Annotated in this window: 14 protein-coding genes; 4 read left to right on the top strand and 10 right to left on the bottom strand. The window is 68.0% G+C overall.

Going from position 1 to position 13,928, the window contains the following annotated elements; all coding sequences use genetic code 11:
- Nucleotides 1-82 precede the first annotated feature (82 nt).
- The gene (locus tag QTI05_RS23490) at nucleotides 83-505 is read left to right on the top strand and encodes a Cd(II)/Pb(II)-responsive transcriptional regulator (RefSeq protein WP_286543121.1); all 423 of its coding nucleotides are present in this window, start codon (nucleotides 83-85) and stop codon (nucleotides 503-505) included.
- Nucleotides 506-508: 3 nt separating this feature from the next.
- Here the strand turns inward: QTI05_RS23490 and QTI05_RS23485 are convergent, their stop codons facing one another.
- The 6 genes from QTI05_RS23485 to QTI05_RS23460 all read right to left on the bottom strand — a co-directional run bounded on the left by QTI05_RS23485 (nucleotide 509) and on the right by QTI05_RS23460 (nucleotide 7,766).
- Nucleotides 509-3,628: an efflux RND transporter permease subunit gene (locus QTI05_RS23485; protein WP_286619820.1), complete on the bottom strand. Its 3,120-nt coding sequence runs from the start codon at nucleotides 3,626-3,628 to the stop codon at nucleotides 509-511.
- Between the two features lie 404 nt (nucleotides 3,629-4,032).
- Nucleotides 4,033-5,142, bottom strand: coding sequence for an efflux RND transporter periplasmic adaptor subunit (locus QTI05_RS23480; protein WP_286619817.1), 1,110 nt, complete (start codon nucleotides 5,140-5,142; stop codon nucleotides 4,033-4,035).
- On the bottom strand, nucleotides 5,139-5,687 hold the full coding sequence (locus QTI05_RS23475) for a hypothetical protein (RefSeq protein WP_286619814.1): 549 nt from the start codon (nucleotides 5,685-5,687) through the stop codon (nucleotides 5,139-5,141). Before QTI05_RS23475 ends, QTI05_RS23480 begins: the two co-directional genes overlap by 4 nt.
- Before the next feature lie 20 nt (nucleotides 5,688-5,707).
- Complete coding sequence (locus QTI05_RS23470; RefSeq protein ID WP_444812956.1) at nucleotides 5,708-6,985, bottom strand: TolC family protein; 1,278 nt, start codon at nucleotides 6,983-6,985, stop codon at nucleotides 5,708-5,710.
- A 123-nt stretch (nucleotides 6,986-7,108) separates the two neighbouring features.
- Nucleotides 7,109-7,456, bottom strand: coding sequence for a DUF2946 family protein (locus tag QTI05_RS23465; protein WP_286619812.1), 348 nt, complete (start codon nucleotides 7,454-7,456; stop codon nucleotides 7,109-7,111).
- A 91-nt stretch (nucleotides 7,457-7,547) separates the two neighbouring features.
- Nucleotides 7,548-7,766, bottom strand: a complete 219-nt coding sequence (locus QTI05_RS23460) for a hypothetical protein (protein WP_286657923.1) — start codon at nucleotides 7,764-7,766, stop codon at nucleotides 7,548-7,550.
- Between the two features lie 325 nt (nucleotides 7,767-8,091).
- Between QTI05_RS23460 and QTI05_RS23455 the strand changes: the two genes are divergently transcribed.
- Both QTI05_RS23455 and QTI05_RS23450 read left to right on the top strand, forming a co-directional pair.
- Complete coding sequence (locus QTI05_RS23455) at nucleotides 8,092-8,790, top strand: c-type cytochrome (RefSeq protein WP_444812955.1); 699 nt, start codon at nucleotides 8,092-8,094, stop codon at nucleotides 8,788-8,790.
- A gap of 8 nt (nucleotides 8,791-8,798) precedes the next feature.
- Nucleotides 8,799-10,070 carry a c-type cytochrome gene (locus QTI05_RS23450; protein WP_286619808.1) on the top strand — a complete coding sequence of 424 codons (1,272 nt, stop codon included), beginning with the start codon at nucleotides 8,799-8,801 and terminating at the stop codon, nucleotides 10,068-10,070.
- A gap of 1 nt (nucleotide 10,071) precedes the next feature.
- Here the strand turns inward: QTI05_RS23450 and QTI05_RS23445 are convergent, their stop codons facing one another.
- From QTI05_RS23445 to QTI05_RS23430, 4 genes are all read right to left on the bottom strand, one after another.
- Nucleotides 10,072-10,983, bottom strand: coding sequence for a pirin family protein (locus QTI05_RS23445; RefSeq protein ID WP_286619807.1), 912 nt, complete (start codon nucleotides 10,981-10,983; stop codon nucleotides 10,072-10,074).
- A 13-nt stretch (nucleotides 10,984-10,996) separates the two neighbouring features.
- Nucleotides 10,997-11,560 carry a flavodoxin family protein gene (locus tag QTI05_RS23440; protein WP_286543105.1) on the bottom strand — a complete coding sequence of 188 codons (564 nt, stop codon included), beginning with the start codon at nucleotides 11,558-11,560 and terminating at the stop codon, nucleotides 10,997-10,999.
- Nucleotides 11,561-11,592: 32 nt separating this feature from the next.
- Nucleotides 11,593-12,033, bottom strand: a complete 441-nt coding sequence (locus tag QTI05_RS23435; RefSeq protein ID WP_286619804.1) for a DoxX family protein — start codon at nucleotides 12,031-12,033, stop codon at nucleotides 11,593-11,595.
- A 73-nt stretch (nucleotides 12,034-12,106) separates the two neighbouring features.
- Entirely contained in the window at nucleotides 12,107-12,808 is a 702-nt protein-coding gene (locus QTI05_RS23430) for a pirin family protein (RefSeq protein WP_286543104.1), read from the bottom strand.
- Between the two features lie 146 nt (nucleotides 12,809-12,954).
- Here QTI05_RS23430 and QTI05_RS23425 point away from each other — a divergent pair, with 146 nt between their 5' ends.
- Nucleotides 12,955-13,908, top strand: coding sequence for a LysR family transcriptional regulator (locus QTI05_RS23425; RefSeq protein WP_286619802.1), 954 nt, complete (start codon nucleotides 12,955-12,957; stop codon nucleotides 13,906-13,908).
- Nucleotides 13,909-13,928 lie beyond the last annotated feature (20 nt).

The following is a 13,928-nucleotide window of genomic DNA, read 5'->3' as shown; positions in this document are numbered from 1 at the left end:
CTTTCAGGGGTATTTCACACCCTGCACCCACTACAGGGTCAAGCGGCTACGATGAATCGCTTTACCGCAACTGGAGAAGACGATGAAGATCGGCGACCTGAGCAGCGCGACCGGTGTCGACGTCGGCACCATCCGCTTCTATGAGCGTGCGGGCCTGCTTGCCGAGCCCGCGCGTCAAGCCAATGGCTACCGTGCCTATGGGCGCGAGCATCTGGAGGGCTTGTCTTTCGTGCGCCACTGTCGGGCACTCGACATTCCGTTGGCCGATATCAAGAAGCTGCTGGATTTCACGACTTCGCCCCTGGAAGACTGTGCCGACATCAACCTGCTCGTGGACGAGCAGATCGAGCGCGTGCGCGCGCGGCTGAAAAGCCTCAAGGCACTGGAAAAACAGCTGACCGCGTTGCGGGCGCAATGCGCACAGGGCCACCGCGCCCGGGAATGCGGAATTCTCGGTGAGCTGGTGTCCGCTGCGCACGGCGAGGCATGCATCTGCCATTCGTGATCCTCAAAGCGCCTCCACATCCTTGTCGTCCATCAGCCGTTCGGCCGCCTTGCGGCCGAACAGCCAGAACATCACCGGCGTGAGAAAGGTGTCGAGCAGGGTCGAACTGATCAGGCCCGAGAAGATCACCACCGCCACCGGGTGCAGGACCTCGGTGCCGGACTGCTCGGCCTCGAACAGCAGCGGCGCGAGCGCAAAGGCGGTCACCAGCGCCGTCATCAGCACCGGCGCCAGCCGCTCCAGCGAGCCGCGCACGATCATCCCGGGGTCGAAGTCCTCGCCTTCCAGGCGCATCAGGTTGATGTAGTGGCTCACCTTCAGGATGCCGTTGCGCACCGAGATGCCGGCCAGCGTGATGAAGCCCACCAGCGCCGCAACCGACAGCGGCTGGCCTGACAGCCACAGGCCGAGCACCGCGCCGACCAGTGCCAGCGGAATGTTGACCATGATCAGCGCCGACAGCACAGCCGACTTGTAGCGGCTGTAGAGCACCACGAACATCAGCGTCAGCGACACCAGCGACAGCAACCCGACCAGGCGCGACGCCTCTTCCTGCGCCTTGAACTGCCCGCCGAGCGTGATGAATGTGCCCTCGGGCAGCTTCGTCTGCGCCACGGCGGCACGGATGTCGGCCACCACCTCCGATAGCGCACGCCCCTGCGCGTTGGCCGACAGCACGATGCGGCGCTTGCCATCGTCGCGGCTGATCTGGTTGGGGCCGTCGCCGTCCTCGATGGTCGCGATCTTCGACAGCGGGATGCGGCCACTCGGAGTCTCGATCAGGATCTGACCGAGGCCCTCGATGGAGCGCGCCGTTTCGGGCAAGCGCACCACCAGCGCAAACCGCCGGCCGCCCTCGACGATCTGCGCCACCTTCTCGCCTTCGACCAGGCTTTGCAGCATGGCCAGCACCTGCGGCGCCGGCACACCGTATTGCGCGGCGGCGGCATGGTCGATGCGCACCTTGATCTGCGGCGCCAGTACCTGCTTCTCGATCTGCAGGTCGGCGATGCCGGGAATGGCCGCCAGCTTCGCGCGCAATGCATCGGCCTGGCCGCGCAGCGCGTCGAGATCCTCGCCGAAGATCTTGATCGCAATCTGCGAACGCACGCCCGACAGCATGTGGTCAATGCGGTGCGAGATGGGTTGCCCGATCTCCAGCGCGGCCGGCAGGTTGACCAGGCGCGCGCGGATGTCGCCCTTGATCTCGTCCATGCTGCGCGTCAGCTCGGCCGTCGGCTTGAGGCCCACATCGAGCTCGCTCACATGCACGCCCTCGGCGTGTTCGTCGAGCTCGGCGCGGCCGCTGCGCCGGCCCACGTGCGTGACCTCCGGTACCTGCTTGACCAGCACCTCGGCCTGGCGCGCCAGCGCCGAGGTTTCCGCCAGCGTGACGCCCGGGTTCAGGCGCAGGCCGATCAGCAGCGTGCCCTCGTTGAATGGCGGCAGGAAGGTGGTCGGAAAGAACGGCACCGCCGCCGCCGCGGCCAGCACGGCAACGCCGGCCGCCACCAGTACCGCCCTGGGCCGCGCCAGCACGCCCTGCAGCCCGCTGCTGTAGCGCGCCTTGAGCCACGCCAGCACCCTGGTGTCGCCACGGTCGAGCGACTTCATGCGCGGCAGCAGGTAGTAGCTCAGCACCGGCGTGACCGTGACCGACACGATCAACGAGGCCAGCGTCGACACGATGAACGCGATGCCGAGCGGCACGAACAGCTTGCCCTCCAGCCCCGGCAGCGCAAACAGCGGAATGAACACCAGCACGATGATCACCGTGGCATAGAGGATCGCCGAGCGCACTTCCATGGTGGCGCGGGCAACCAGCTCGATCGGATTCAGCCTGTGCTCGGGATGCTTCACCCGATCTTCTTTCAGGCGCCGCAGCACGTTCTCCACGCCCACCACCGCATCGTCGACCAGTCCGCCGATCGCGATCGCGAGGCCGCCGAGCGTCATGGTGTTGATCGACAGTCCGAAGTACTTGAAGACCAGCGCCGTGATGAAGATCGACACCGGGATTGCGGTGAGCGCGATGATGGTCGGCCGCAAGGTGCCAAGAAAGAAGAACAGGATCACCGCAACGAACACCGAGGCGCCGATCAGCTTGCCCTGCAGCGTGGTGATCGAGGCTTCGATGAAGCTAGCCTGCCGAAAGGTGACCTGTGGCGCCTCCATGCCGGGCGGCAGCGAGGCCTTCATGCCGGCCAACGCCCCTTCGAGCGCCAGCGTGAGTGCAATGGTGTCGGCCGTCGGCTGCTTCTGGATGCCGAGGATCACGGCCGGCTTGCCTTCGAAGCCCGCATCGCCGCGTTTGGTGGCCGCGGCGAAAGTCACCTCGGCAATCTGGCGCAGCAGGATCGCCTGCCCATTTTTCGCGGTGAGCGCGAGGTTGCTGAGGTCGTCCAGGCGCGAGGTCCGGCCCAGGTTGCGGATCAGGTATTCGCGGCCGTTCAGTTCCAGGAATCCACCCGAGGTGTTGCCCGAGTAGCCCTTGAGCGCGGCCTCCAGCTGCTCGTGCGTGATGCCCAGTTCGCCCATGCGCACGGTGTTCGGTTGCACCTGGAACTGCCGCACTTCGCCGCCGATGGGGATCACCTGCGCCACGCCGGGCACCGACAGCAGCCGCGGTCTCAGCACCCAGTCGGCATACTCGCGCACGGCCATCGGGCTGATCTTGGCAGTGTCGACCGGAATCGCGATCTGCATGATCTCGCCCATGATCGAACTGATGGGGCCCATGCGCGGCGTCACCCCGGCGGCGATGCCCTCTTCCATCGACGCCAGCCGCTCGGACACCAGTTGCCGGGCGCGGAAGATGTCGGTGCTCCAATCGAAGGTCACGTAGAGAAACGACAGGCCGGCGGACGACACCGATCGCACGGTCTCCACGCCGGGCAGGCCGTTCATGGTCGTCTCCAGCGGGAAGGTGATGAGCTGCTCGACCTCCTCCGCGGCCATGCCACCGGCCTCGGTGACGATGGTTACCGTGGGCTTGTTGAGGTCGGGGAACACGTCCACCGGCGTGCGCGAGAGGGTGAAGGCGCCGTAGGCCATCAACACCACGCTGCCGATGATCACCAGCAACCGGTTGCGCAGGCTGTTTTGCAGTAGCCACTTGAACATGTCAGTTGCTCCCCAGCGGGTTGTGTTGCCGGTGGCTTGCATTGCTGCATGCGGGGCACGTCGGTTCGGGGCGAAGGCGCTGGGGGCGAAGGCGTTCGGGGGGCGTGCACAGGGCACCGGGTACTCCCCTCCGCGAATGTCCCCCGCCTTCGGCTCCTCCTTTATTTCGCTGCGGGGAGCACCCGATGCCCTGTGCACGAGAGACGCGGCGGTGGTGCGGGCCGATCAAACACCGCCCTGACGGATCACGCCGATGGGGTGCCTTGCGCAGCGAAATAAAGGAGGAGGCCGCAGGCCGGGGGACATTCGCGGAGCAAGGTACCCCGTCGGCGTGATCCCGCCCGGAGCGACATGCAATCCCCAAGTCACCCGACCCACATCGAATCGAAAAGCTACGTTTCATGTCAGCGCACCTGGTTGATCAACGTGGCGCCCTGCGTCGCCACCCGATCGCCCGGCTCCAGCCCCGAAGTCACCGCGACGTTCACACCGTCCAGCGGCTCCGTCGTCACTGTGCGCGGCGCAAAGCGTTCGGCATCCGTCTTGACCCACACGATCGTCTGGTTCGCCGGGTTCTTCATGAGCGACACCACCGGCAGCGCGATGCCCTTGACCTTCTGCTTCGTCTGCACGAACACCCGCACCGGCTGGCCCACCGCGAGCTTCGACAGCACCGCCCCTTCGGCGCGGAAGCTCATCGGCAGCGCCTGCTCGCGCAGGCTGCGCGCCGCGCCGATGAAGACCAGCGGCACCCGCTCGTTGCCCAGCGCCAGCGTTGCGCCACCCACATCGGATGCCAGCGCAGCATCGAACGCCAGCGCTTCGATCCGCAGGCGCGAAGGGTCGACGATCTCGAAGACCAGTTCGCGCGCGTCGACCACCTGCCCGGCCACCACGTTCGCCGCAGCGATCACGCCCGACACCGGCGCGACCAGCGCGTCGCGGCTGCTCAGGCCCGCACCGACGGCGCCAGCGCGGGCCGCAAAACTCGCTGCCTCGCTCTCGGCGGCCTCGATGTCCTTGCGAGGCACTGTGTCGGCCAGTTCCTTCAGCCGCGCCACGCGCTTGTTGGCCAGCGCCAGGCCGGCGCGCAGTTCGGCCAGTTGCGCGGCCTGGTTCGAGCGCTCGATCGGCGCTGCCGTGGGCAGCACCCAGGCCAGCACCTCCCCCTTGCGCACCGCCTGGCCGGCATCCGGCAGGCCCTTCGGCCCGGGCTCGATGCGGCCGGCCACGACCGCCTGCACCTTGCCGCCCGCGTTGGGATCCATCAGCACGCGGCCGTTGAGTTCAACGGTGCGCGGCAGTTCACCGGCCACGGCGGCCAGCGTGCGCACGCCAAGCTGGCGCTGGGCGGGCTTGGGCAGGAACACGCTGCCATCGGGCTGGCGCTGCGGGCCGTTGGCGTTGGACGCCGCGGGCGCGTCGCCATGGTCATGGCCTTCGCCGGCGAGCAACGGCGAACCGGTCAGTGCCAGCGTCAGCCCGGCCATCAGGAGAAGTAGCGCGCGCTTCATGCGGCACCTCCGATGCGGCGCTGCCGCGCGGCCGTCATTCGGCGGCCAAGCCACGCGAGCAGGCCCAGGGCCAGCAGCGCGCCGATGGCCCAGGTCGCCATGCGTTGCCAGCGCGGTCTTGCCGCTGCCGTATCGGCATGCGCAGCCTCATGGATATCGAGTTCGCCAGCCAGCAGGTCGGACTCCTTGCCCGCGACGACGGTGACCACAATCGACAGCACACCGGCCTTGGGCGCCTCGGCCAGCAGGGCCTCGAACTCGCCTTCACCGTGCGGCGTTGCCTGAACCTTCGCGCCGTCGATCTCGAGATCGAGTTGTGCGTCCTTCACGGGGCTGTTGTCGGCAAAGCGGTCGAGGTACATCGTGAGTTGCTTGCCATTGAGCACGCCGACCAATTCGAAGGTGTCGGAAACGGCGGCGAAGCGCGGCAGCGCCGGGCCGGCCGAAGCGGCCGGGGCGTCATGGTCGCCGTCCGCCGATGCGGCACCCGCGAGCAGAAAGAGCATCGCCACGAACGCGGCAACACGGATCAAAAGAGTGTTCATGAAGAAGTTGTCCTGTGCGTTCATTCGGGGAGCAGGCCCAGCGCCTGTCGCCATTGCGAGATGGCAGCGGCCACCTCGATGCGGGCGCTCGCGGCCTGGCGTCGTGCCTCGGCGGCTTCGGCCTCGATGCGCAACCGTGTCGGCAGATCGGTTTCGCCGAGCCGGAACGACTTGTCGAAGAAGCCGCGCGACTCGCTGGCGAGTTGTGCGCGGCGCTCGGCGGCCGAGAGCTGTGCGCGGGCCGATGCCACGCGAGCGCGCGCGGCCTCCTGCTCGGCCTCGATGCGTTCGCGTTCCAGCAGCAGTTGCGTCTGCAACTCGGTGGCTTCAGCCTGTGCGCTGGCCGTGCGGGCGGTATGGCGGCTGCCGCCGCCGAACGGAATGCGCAGGCCGAGGGTTATCGACGGTTCGTAGCGCTCGCCGCGCAGGTCACGCTCGCGCGTTGCAGCCAGCGTCAGTTCGGGGTTGGCGCGCGTGCGCACGGCGCCGAGCGCCGCAGCGCTTTCGGCCACGGTCGCGCGGTCTTGCAGATCCCTGAAGGCCGGGTGCATGGCCACATCGCGCGCCGATGCCGCATCGACCGGTGGCTCCGGTTCCAGGCCAGCCGGCGTGGCGTTGCCCCCGCGCGGCGCAGCGCCTACCGAGGCGATGCGCAATTGCTGCGCCGCACCGGCCAGCGCAGCCATTGCCCGCGCTTCGGCGGACTCGGCCGCCGCCACCGCACCATCGGCCTGGTGCTGATCGGCACGGGCAAGGTCGCCCGCCTTCAGGCGCTTCGCCACGTCGGCCGCGAGCAGGCCTGCATTGGCGCGTTGGTCGCGCGCCGAACCGGCTTCGACCAGCGCGCGCTGCCATTGCCACCAGGCCTCGCGCAACACGCCGGCCATGCGCAGTTGCGCCGCCAGCACACGGCTTTCGACGCCACTCGTTTCCGCCTCGGCCAAAGCGCCGCTGCGCGCGCGCTCGCCGGGCAGCCACAGCGGAATGGCGACGCCCACCTCGAGCTCGTGCGCGCCCAGGTTTCGGTTGAGTCGATCGGTCTTGTTCGAGAGCGTCAGCGCCGTCGGCTCGGGCGTCCAGGCCTGTGCGGCTTGCTGCTGTGCCTGGGCGGCGTCCCGGCGCAAGCGCAGCGCGACGGCTTCCGGCTGCCGCGACCAGGCGGCCTCGAAGGCCTGCTTGAGCGTCGGGGCGGCGGCGCCCGTTTCAGCGTTTTGCGCCTGGGCGAAAGCGCTCGCAGCGCCGACCAGGCCAGCCAGGGCCAGCGCCAGGCGGCCCACTCTTCGTCTTCTTCGGTGCATCCGATTCTCCGGTGATGATTGAACTCACGAGAGATCGGCAAGGTGCGATCAGGACGATCGCCACGCGCGACGCGAAGCCGCACGCAAACGGGAACCAGGGAAGTTGATGACCCGCCTCGCCGATCAGGCGAGGCGTGCCCATTTCGGGCGTTCCGGCAGAGACGTCGGTGGCGCACGCAGTGCCACTTCACGCCAACGCATCGGCAAACGGGGCACTGCAGGCTGCACGGCGCGTTCAAGGTTCAACGGCGTGGCCCCGGGGCTGTGGCAATGGTCGCAGTCGGCATCGGCCGCGTTTGCGCTTGGGTTGTCCGGCGAGACGTCCTGACCATCGCCGTGGTGCTTGTCCACATGATGGCCGAGGTGCTGTGCACGCGCACCGGACTCGTCGCCGCAGTACGCCGATGCCACGCTCCAGCTCGACAGGAGCGGCAGCAAGACCAGCAGAAAGAGGGCGAGCCAACGACGCATCGCGCAAAGTCTAGCAGCGCCCTGATTGACCTTTCGCGGCCGCCGGTCAGGCCGCGGCCGCGCGGCCAGCGCCCCATCGACCCTCATGCGCTCAGGGCGCAATGATGATGCGCCGCTTCTTCTTGATCGTGACGATCGGCTGATGCTCGGGCGGCCGGGGCGGTGGCGGCGCGTTGCGCGCCGCCCGCGGCGTGCCGGTGGCGCGATCCAGCGCGTGTTCGACCCGGCTGGTGTTCAGGATCCGGACCAAATCGCCATTGACCTGGGCATAGGCACCATCGGGCAGTTGGGCGAGCGCTCCGATCTGCATGCCATCCTGAACCGTCCCGAGCAGGCGCAGTTCGGCCCGTGGCTGGCAAAAGAAAGACCATTGGTTGCCCAACCGCAATTGGAGAGGTGGTCGACGCATGCGAAAACTGTAGGAGTTGGGTGGGTGCCTGGCGCGGCTCGGAGCAGAAGCGGGCGCGGTCGCAAAGACGTTTCCGCAGCGCGGAGCAGGACGGTTCCCAGTGTACCGAAGCAGGCGGGCGCGGCTGCCATGCGACTGCTATACCCGACCTGATCGTGCCGGATGCTGTATCCGCCGCCGGCAGGTGGCACAGTACGGCACCGGGCGCCCCGTTCGCTGGACTACCTTGAAACCCCTGCACCCTCTCGCCGCGCTGCTTGCGCTGACCTTCACGCTGAACCCGTTCGCGCACGCGGCACCGGCCGATGACATCGCACCGCGCGTGGCGGCCTGCATCGCCTGCCATGGCCGGGAAGGCGCCGCCAGCAGCACGGCCTACTTTCCGCGCCTGGCGGGCAAGCCGGCGGGCTACCTGTTCAATCAACTGGTCAGCTTTCGCGACGGCCGCCGCTTCAATTCCGACATGACGCACCTGGTGCAGCACCTGTCGGACGATTACCTGCGCGAGATCGCCGGGTACTTTGCTGCGCTCGACCTGCCCTACCCGCCGGTCAGCGAACGCACCGATGCCAGTGCCGCCACCCTGGCGCGCGGCAAGACGCTGGCGCAGGAAGGCGACGCAACGCGCAAGATCCCGGCCTGCGTGCAGTGCCACGGCGCGGCGCTCACCGGCGTGCAACCCGGCATTCCTGCGCTGGTCGGCCTGCCGCGCCTGTACCTGTCGTCGCAGCTGGGGGCGTGGTTGACCGATGACCGTCATGCGCTCGCGCCCGACTGCATGGCGCAGGTGGGCCGCAAGCTGACGACGACGGACATCAACGCCGTTGCCAGCTGGCTCGCGCTGCAGCCGATGCCGGCCGATCCCAAGCCCCTGGCCGCCTTGCCCGGCCCGCTGCCGCTGCCCTGCAGCGCGATGCCGAAATGAAGTCCCCGATGCTTCGGCGCACCGTGTCCCTGCTTGCCGTGATGGTGGCACTGCTCGCGCTGGCCGCAGCCACCGTGGTCGCGCTCAACCTGCGCGGCGAAGACGCGCTGCCCGACCCGCCGCTGACGTTCGACGCCACGCCGCAACAGGTCGAGCGCGGCCGCTACCTCGCGCTGGCCGGCAATTGCGCGGGTTGCCATACCACCCGCGGCGGCGCGGCCTATGCGGGCGGCCTCGGCATCGACACGCCCTTCGGCACCGTCTACGCGGGCAACCTGACGCCCGACGAACGCACCGGCATCGGCAGCTGGAGCGCCGCGCAGTTCTGGCGCGCCCTGCACAACGGCCGCTCGAAGGATGGCCGGCTGCTGTACCCGGCGTTTCCATACCCCAGCTTCACGCAGGTGACGCGCGCCGATTCCGACGCCCTCTACGCATGGCTGCGCACCGTGCCGGCCACCGACGCGCCGAACACGGCGCACAAGCTGCGCTTTCCGTACGACACACAGGCGGCGCTCGCGGTGTGGCGGATGCTCTCGTTCACGCCGGGCACGTTCGTGGCCGACGCTGCCAGGCCGGCCGAATGGAACCGCGGCGCGTACCTGGTCAACGGCCTCGGCCACTGCATCGCATGCCACGGCCCGCGCAATGCGCTGGGCGCCACCGAAGGCGAGCGCGGGCTGTCGGGCGGTTCGATCCCGGTGGAGCGCTGGTATGCGCCATCGCTCACCTCGAAGCGCGAGGCCAGCGTCGCCGGCTGGGAGAAGCAGCATGTGGTCGACCTGCTGAAGACCGGCACCTCGCCGCGCGCATCGGTCATGGGCCCGATGGCGGACGTGGTGTACCGCAGCACCCAGTACCTCAGCGACGACGACCTCGGGGCGATGGCGACCTACCTGCAGCAATTGCCGGACAGCACGCCGGCTCCGGCCAGCGCCGTGGCGCAGCGCCGCGACACCGGCGTGATGGCGCGCGGCGCACGCGTCTACGACCAGCGCTGTGCCTACTGCCATGGCGATGCGGGCCAGGGCCAGCCGGGCGCCTATCCGGCTCTGGCCGGCAGTCGCGCCGTGAACATGGAAACACCGGTGAACCTGATCCAGGCCGTGCGCCGCGGCGGCTTCTTGCCTGCCACGGCCGGCAACCCGCGGCCCTACGGCATGCCGCCGTTCGGGCACCTGCTCGACGACGAGGAAATTGCCGCGGTGCTGACCTACGTGCGCGGCGCGTGGGGCAACGACGCGGCCCCGGTCACGCTCCGCGAGACGATGCGCCGCTGACCTAGACCGGCGTGGTCTTGACGTCGGGTTCCTGCACGCCGAACGGATGGCCCGGCAGCGGGATGAACTCGGTTTCGCCAGCCACGTGGCCCATGCGCTGGGCGGCCCAGTCGGCACCCGCTTCGAGGATGCGCTCGCGCCGGCTCGAAACAAAGTTCCAGGTGATGTAGCGCGGGCCATCGAGCGCCTCGCCGCCGACCACCATCAGGCGCACCGGTGCTTCTGCCTGCAGCACGGCCCCGGTGCCATCGGGCAGCGCCGCCATGGTGTACGCAGAGAGCGGCGTACCGTCGACCGACACGTCGCCATCCACCGGATAGATCGCCATTTCGGCCGCCAGTGCCGGCAGCTCGAAGCGCTTGCCGGCCGGCAGCGCGATGTCGAGGTAAAGCGTCGGCGCGAAGGTCTTGACCGGAGAGCGCAGGTCGAATGCTTCGCCGATCAGCACGCGCACCGGCACGCCCTGCACCACCGCCTCGGGGATCGCGGCGGCCGGCGTGTGCTCGAAGCTCGGGTCGGTCTCTTCGAAGGCTTGCGGCAGCGCGGCCCAGAGTTGGAGGCCGTGGTTGGTGTAGGTGGATTCGAGCAGCCGTTCGGGCTTGCGCTCGGAGTGCACGATGCCGCGGCCGGCCGTCATCCAGTTGATGGCGCCGGGCAGGATCTCCTGCACGCTGCCGAGGCTGTCGCGGTGCATCATCGCGCCCTCGAACAGGTAGGTCACCGTGGCCAGGCCAATATGCGGATGCGGCCGCACATCGTGCTGGGCACCGGGCTGCTCGGTAGCCGGCCCGAAGTGATCGAAGAAGACGAAAGGCCCAACCGAGCGGCGCTTCGCGGCCGGCAGCAGGCGCCGTACCTTGAAGCCGCCGCCGAGGTCCTTGTCAGCGGGATGCAGCAATAAAAGCGAGTCCATGCTGCATCATGCCTCAGCCCTTTCCGGCAGACCAGCGCTCGGACACCTTGGCCACGCGCTCGCCGAACAGGCGTGCCGTCTCGAGGTCGCCCGCCGGCATTTCAGCCGGGGACGAGTCCGACGGCGACTGCGCCATCGCGCCGCTGAAGGAGCCAACATAGTTGACATCGCTGCGCAGCGCCGCCTTGGCGTTGCTCGGCATGATCGCGGTGCCGACCCAGATACCGCCCTGCTGCATCGCCAGCGTGAACAGGTAGTGCAGCGTCGAGAGCTTGTCGCCGTTCATGGTGGCGCTGTTGGTGAAGCCGGCAAACAGCTTGTCCTTCCAGGCCTGGGTGAACCAGGGCTTGGACGAAGCATCGGCAAACTTCTTGAACTGCCAGCTCACGCTGCCCATGTAGGTCGGCGAGCCCATGATGATGGCATCGGCGGCAGCCAGCACCTCCCATCCGCCCGCAGGCAGGTTGCCATCGGCATCGATCTGGACGAGTTCGGCACCGGCACCATCCGCCACGGACTGGGCCATGCGCTGCGTGTGGCCATAGCCCGAATGAAAAACGACTGCGATCTTCGACACGTGAATTTCCTTGGCTCAGGCAATCAAGAGAATCAACGCTTGTCGATGCTCAGGCGACCGGGGCCGAAACCAGCCAATGCGAGCAGGCCACCGGCGATGGCGATGTTCTTGTTGAAGTTGATCTGCTGCATCATCTTCATCGCGTCAGGTGCCGACCAGTACTTGTGGAAGAACACGGCAGCAGCGATGGTGAACAGGGCCATGACGATCGCCACGATGCGGGTCTTGTAGCCGAGCAGCAGCGCGATGCCGAGCCCGAGTTCCACGATGACCGCGATCGCTGCGCCGACCTGCGGCAGGGGCAAGCCAACCGAAGTGATGTAGCCGACAGTGCCCGCGAAGCCCATCAGCTTGCCGATGCCGGCAGGGATGAACAGGTACGCGATCAGGATGCGGCCGACCAGGGCCAGCGTGTCTTGCAGCGAGGTGGTGGTGACGCCGGAAGACATCGAGGCGGTGGTGGAAGCGGACATTTGAGAACTCCTGGTTGAAAGAAAAGTAGAAAAGACAAACAAGAACCGGGCCACCCGCAGGCGGCCCGGAAAATCAGGCGGCGAGATCGAAGACGAGGACTTCCGCGTCCTTGCCGCCGGCCAATGCCAGTTGCGACTCGCCTTCGAGCATGGCGGCATCGCCTGTGCTGAGCTTGCGGCCATTGACCTCGAGCTCGCCGCGCACCAGGTGCACATAGCTCTTGCGCTGCGGGTCGAGCGCGAGGCTGGCCTTTTCGTCGCCGTCCAGCAGGCCGGCGAACAGCCTGGCATCGGCATGCACCGTCACCGAGCCCTCGGCGCCATCCGGCGAAGCCACGAGGCGCAGCTTGCCACGCTTCTCGGCCACGTCGAACTGCTTCTGCTCGTAGTCAGGTGCAATGCCGCGCACGTTCGGCTCGATCCAGATCTGCAGGAAGTGCGTGGTCTCGTCGGCCTTGTGGTTGAACTCGCTGTGCATCACGCCGCGCCCTGCGCTCATGCGCTGCACGTCGCCGGGCGGGATCGACTTCACGTTGCCCATGCTGTCCTTGTGCGCGAGCTCGCCCGACAGCACGTAGCTGATGATCTCCATGTCCTTGTGGCCATGGGTGCCGAAACCGGCACCCGCCGCCACGCGGTCTTCGTTGATCACGCGCAGATTGCCGAAACCCATGTGGGCCGGGTCGTAGTAGCCGGCAAACGAGAAACTGTGAAACGAGCGCAGCCAGCCATGATCGGCGTAACCGCGTTCCTGTGATTTACGGACTTGCAACATCGTTGAACTCCTGGCCCCTGCGGGCCCTCTCTTCGCATGCCGCGCCCTGTGCGCAGCGGATGTGAAGAACTTTAGGGCGCAGCCCCCGGCCACCAGAGGCCGCGATTTGATGGCACCATTCAAATTATTTGAACGATGGAGCCCGCATGCCCAGCCCCCGCGATGTACTCACGCCCGATGCCCTGGCCATGCTGCAGACCGTGGTCAGCGCGGGCAGCTTTGCCGGTGCGGCCCGCACCCTGAACCTGGTGCCAAGCGCACTGAGCTACCGCGTGCGCCAGATCGAAGACGCACTCGACGTGCTGCTGTTCGACCGCAGCGCACGCCAGGCCCGCCCCACCGAAGCCGGCGCCGAGCTGCTGCGCGAAGCCGCACGCCTGCTGGCCGACATCGATGCCGTGGCCAACCGGGTGAAGCGCGTGGCAACCGGCTGGGAGCCGATGCTCACGATCGCGGTCGACAGCGTCATCGCGCGCGATCCGATGCTCGACGTCGTCGGCGCCTTCTATGCGCTGGAACCACCGACTCGGCTCAAGCTGCGCGACGAGACTCTGCTCGGCACCACCGAAGCCCTGACCACCGGCGAGGCCGACCTGGCGATCGGCACCGTGCTCAATGCCGGCAGCCTGGCGTTCACCACCAGCGGCATTCTCAGCCGACCGCTGGGCGAGCTGCGCTTCATCTACGCGGTGGCGCCGCACCATCCGCTCGCCCGTTTCGAGGGCGCGCTCACCGAGGACATCCTGCGACAGCACCGCGCGGTGGCCGCCGCCGATTCGTCGCGCGCCGGCCCCAGCATGACCGTCAACCTGGTCGGCGGGCAAGACGTGCTGACGGTGCCGACCATGCAGGCCAAGCTCGCCGCGCAACTGCACGGCCTGGGCGGCGGCTACCTGCCGGAACCGATGGCGCGGCCTTATGTCGAGGCGGGCCATCTGGTGCAGTGCCGCACGGCGCGGCCGATGCATTCGGTCGTGCTGCACTGCGCCTGGCGCGCACGCAGTGCCGGCAAGCCGGGCCGCGCGCTCGAATGGTGGCTCGCGCAGTTCGAACACGAAGGTACGCGCCGCGCCCTGCTAGAACGCCACAGGGGTCGTTGACGGCCGGCCGTTGTAGAGTG

Source organism: Variovorax fucosicus (assembly GCF_030316825.1).
Taxonomy (GTDB): Bacteria; Pseudomonadota; Gammaproteobacteria; order Burkholderiales; family Burkholderiaceae_C; genus Variovorax; species Variovorax fucosicus.
The sequence above is the reverse complement of the archived record's forward strand: the minus strand, read 5'-3'. Positions and strand labels throughout refer to the sequence as shown.

Bases quoted from the DNA above. Each gene is read 5' to 3' on its own strand.
- QTI05_RS23490 (WP_286543121.1), top strand. From the start codon at position 83: ATGAAGATCGGCGACCTGAGCAGCGCGACCGGTGTCGACGTCGGCACC.
- QTI05_RS23485 (WP_286619820.1), bottom strand. From the start codon at position 3,628: ATGTTCAAGTGGCTACTGCAAAACAGCCTGCGCAACCGGTTGCTGGTG.
- QTI05_RS23480 (WP_286619817.1), bottom strand. From the start codon at position 5,142: ATGAAGCGCGCGCTACTTCTCCTGATGGCCGGGCTGACGCTGGCACTG.
- QTI05_RS23475 (WP_286619814.1), bottom strand. From the start codon at position 5,687: ATGAACACTCTTTTGATCCGTGTTGCCGCGTTCGTGGCGATGCTCTTT.
- QTI05_RS23470 (WP_444812956.1), bottom strand. From the start codon at position 6,985: ATGCACCGAAGAAGACGAAGAGTGGGCCGCCTGGCGCTGGCCCTGGCT.
- QTI05_RS23465 (WP_286619812.1), bottom strand. From the start codon at position 7,456: ATGCGTCGTTGGCTCGCCCTCTTTCTGCTGGTCTTGCTGCCGCTCCTG.
- QTI05_RS23460 (WP_286657923.1), bottom strand. From the start codon at position 7,766: ATGCAGATCGGAGCGCTCGCCCAACTGCCCGATGGTGCCTATGCCCAG.
- QTI05_RS23450 (WP_286619808.1), top strand. From the start codon at position 8,799: ATGCTTCGGCGCACCGTGTCCCTGCTTGCCGTGATGGTGGCACTGCTC.
- QTI05_RS23445 (WP_286619807.1), bottom strand. From the start codon at position 10,983: ATGGACTCGCTTTTATTGCTGCATCCCGCTGACAAGGACCTCGGCGGC.
- QTI05_RS23435 (WP_286619804.1), bottom strand. From the start codon at position 12,033: ATGTCCGCTTCCACCACCGCCTCGATGTCTTCCGGCGTCACCACCACC.
- QTI05_RS23430 (WP_286543104.1), bottom strand. From the start codon at position 12,808: ATGTTGCAAGTCCGTAAATCACAGGAACGCGGTTACGCCGATCATGGC.
- QTI05_RS23425 (WP_286619802.1), top strand. From the start codon at position 12,955: ATGCCCAGCCCCCGCGATGTACTCACGCCCGATGCCCTGGCCATGCTG.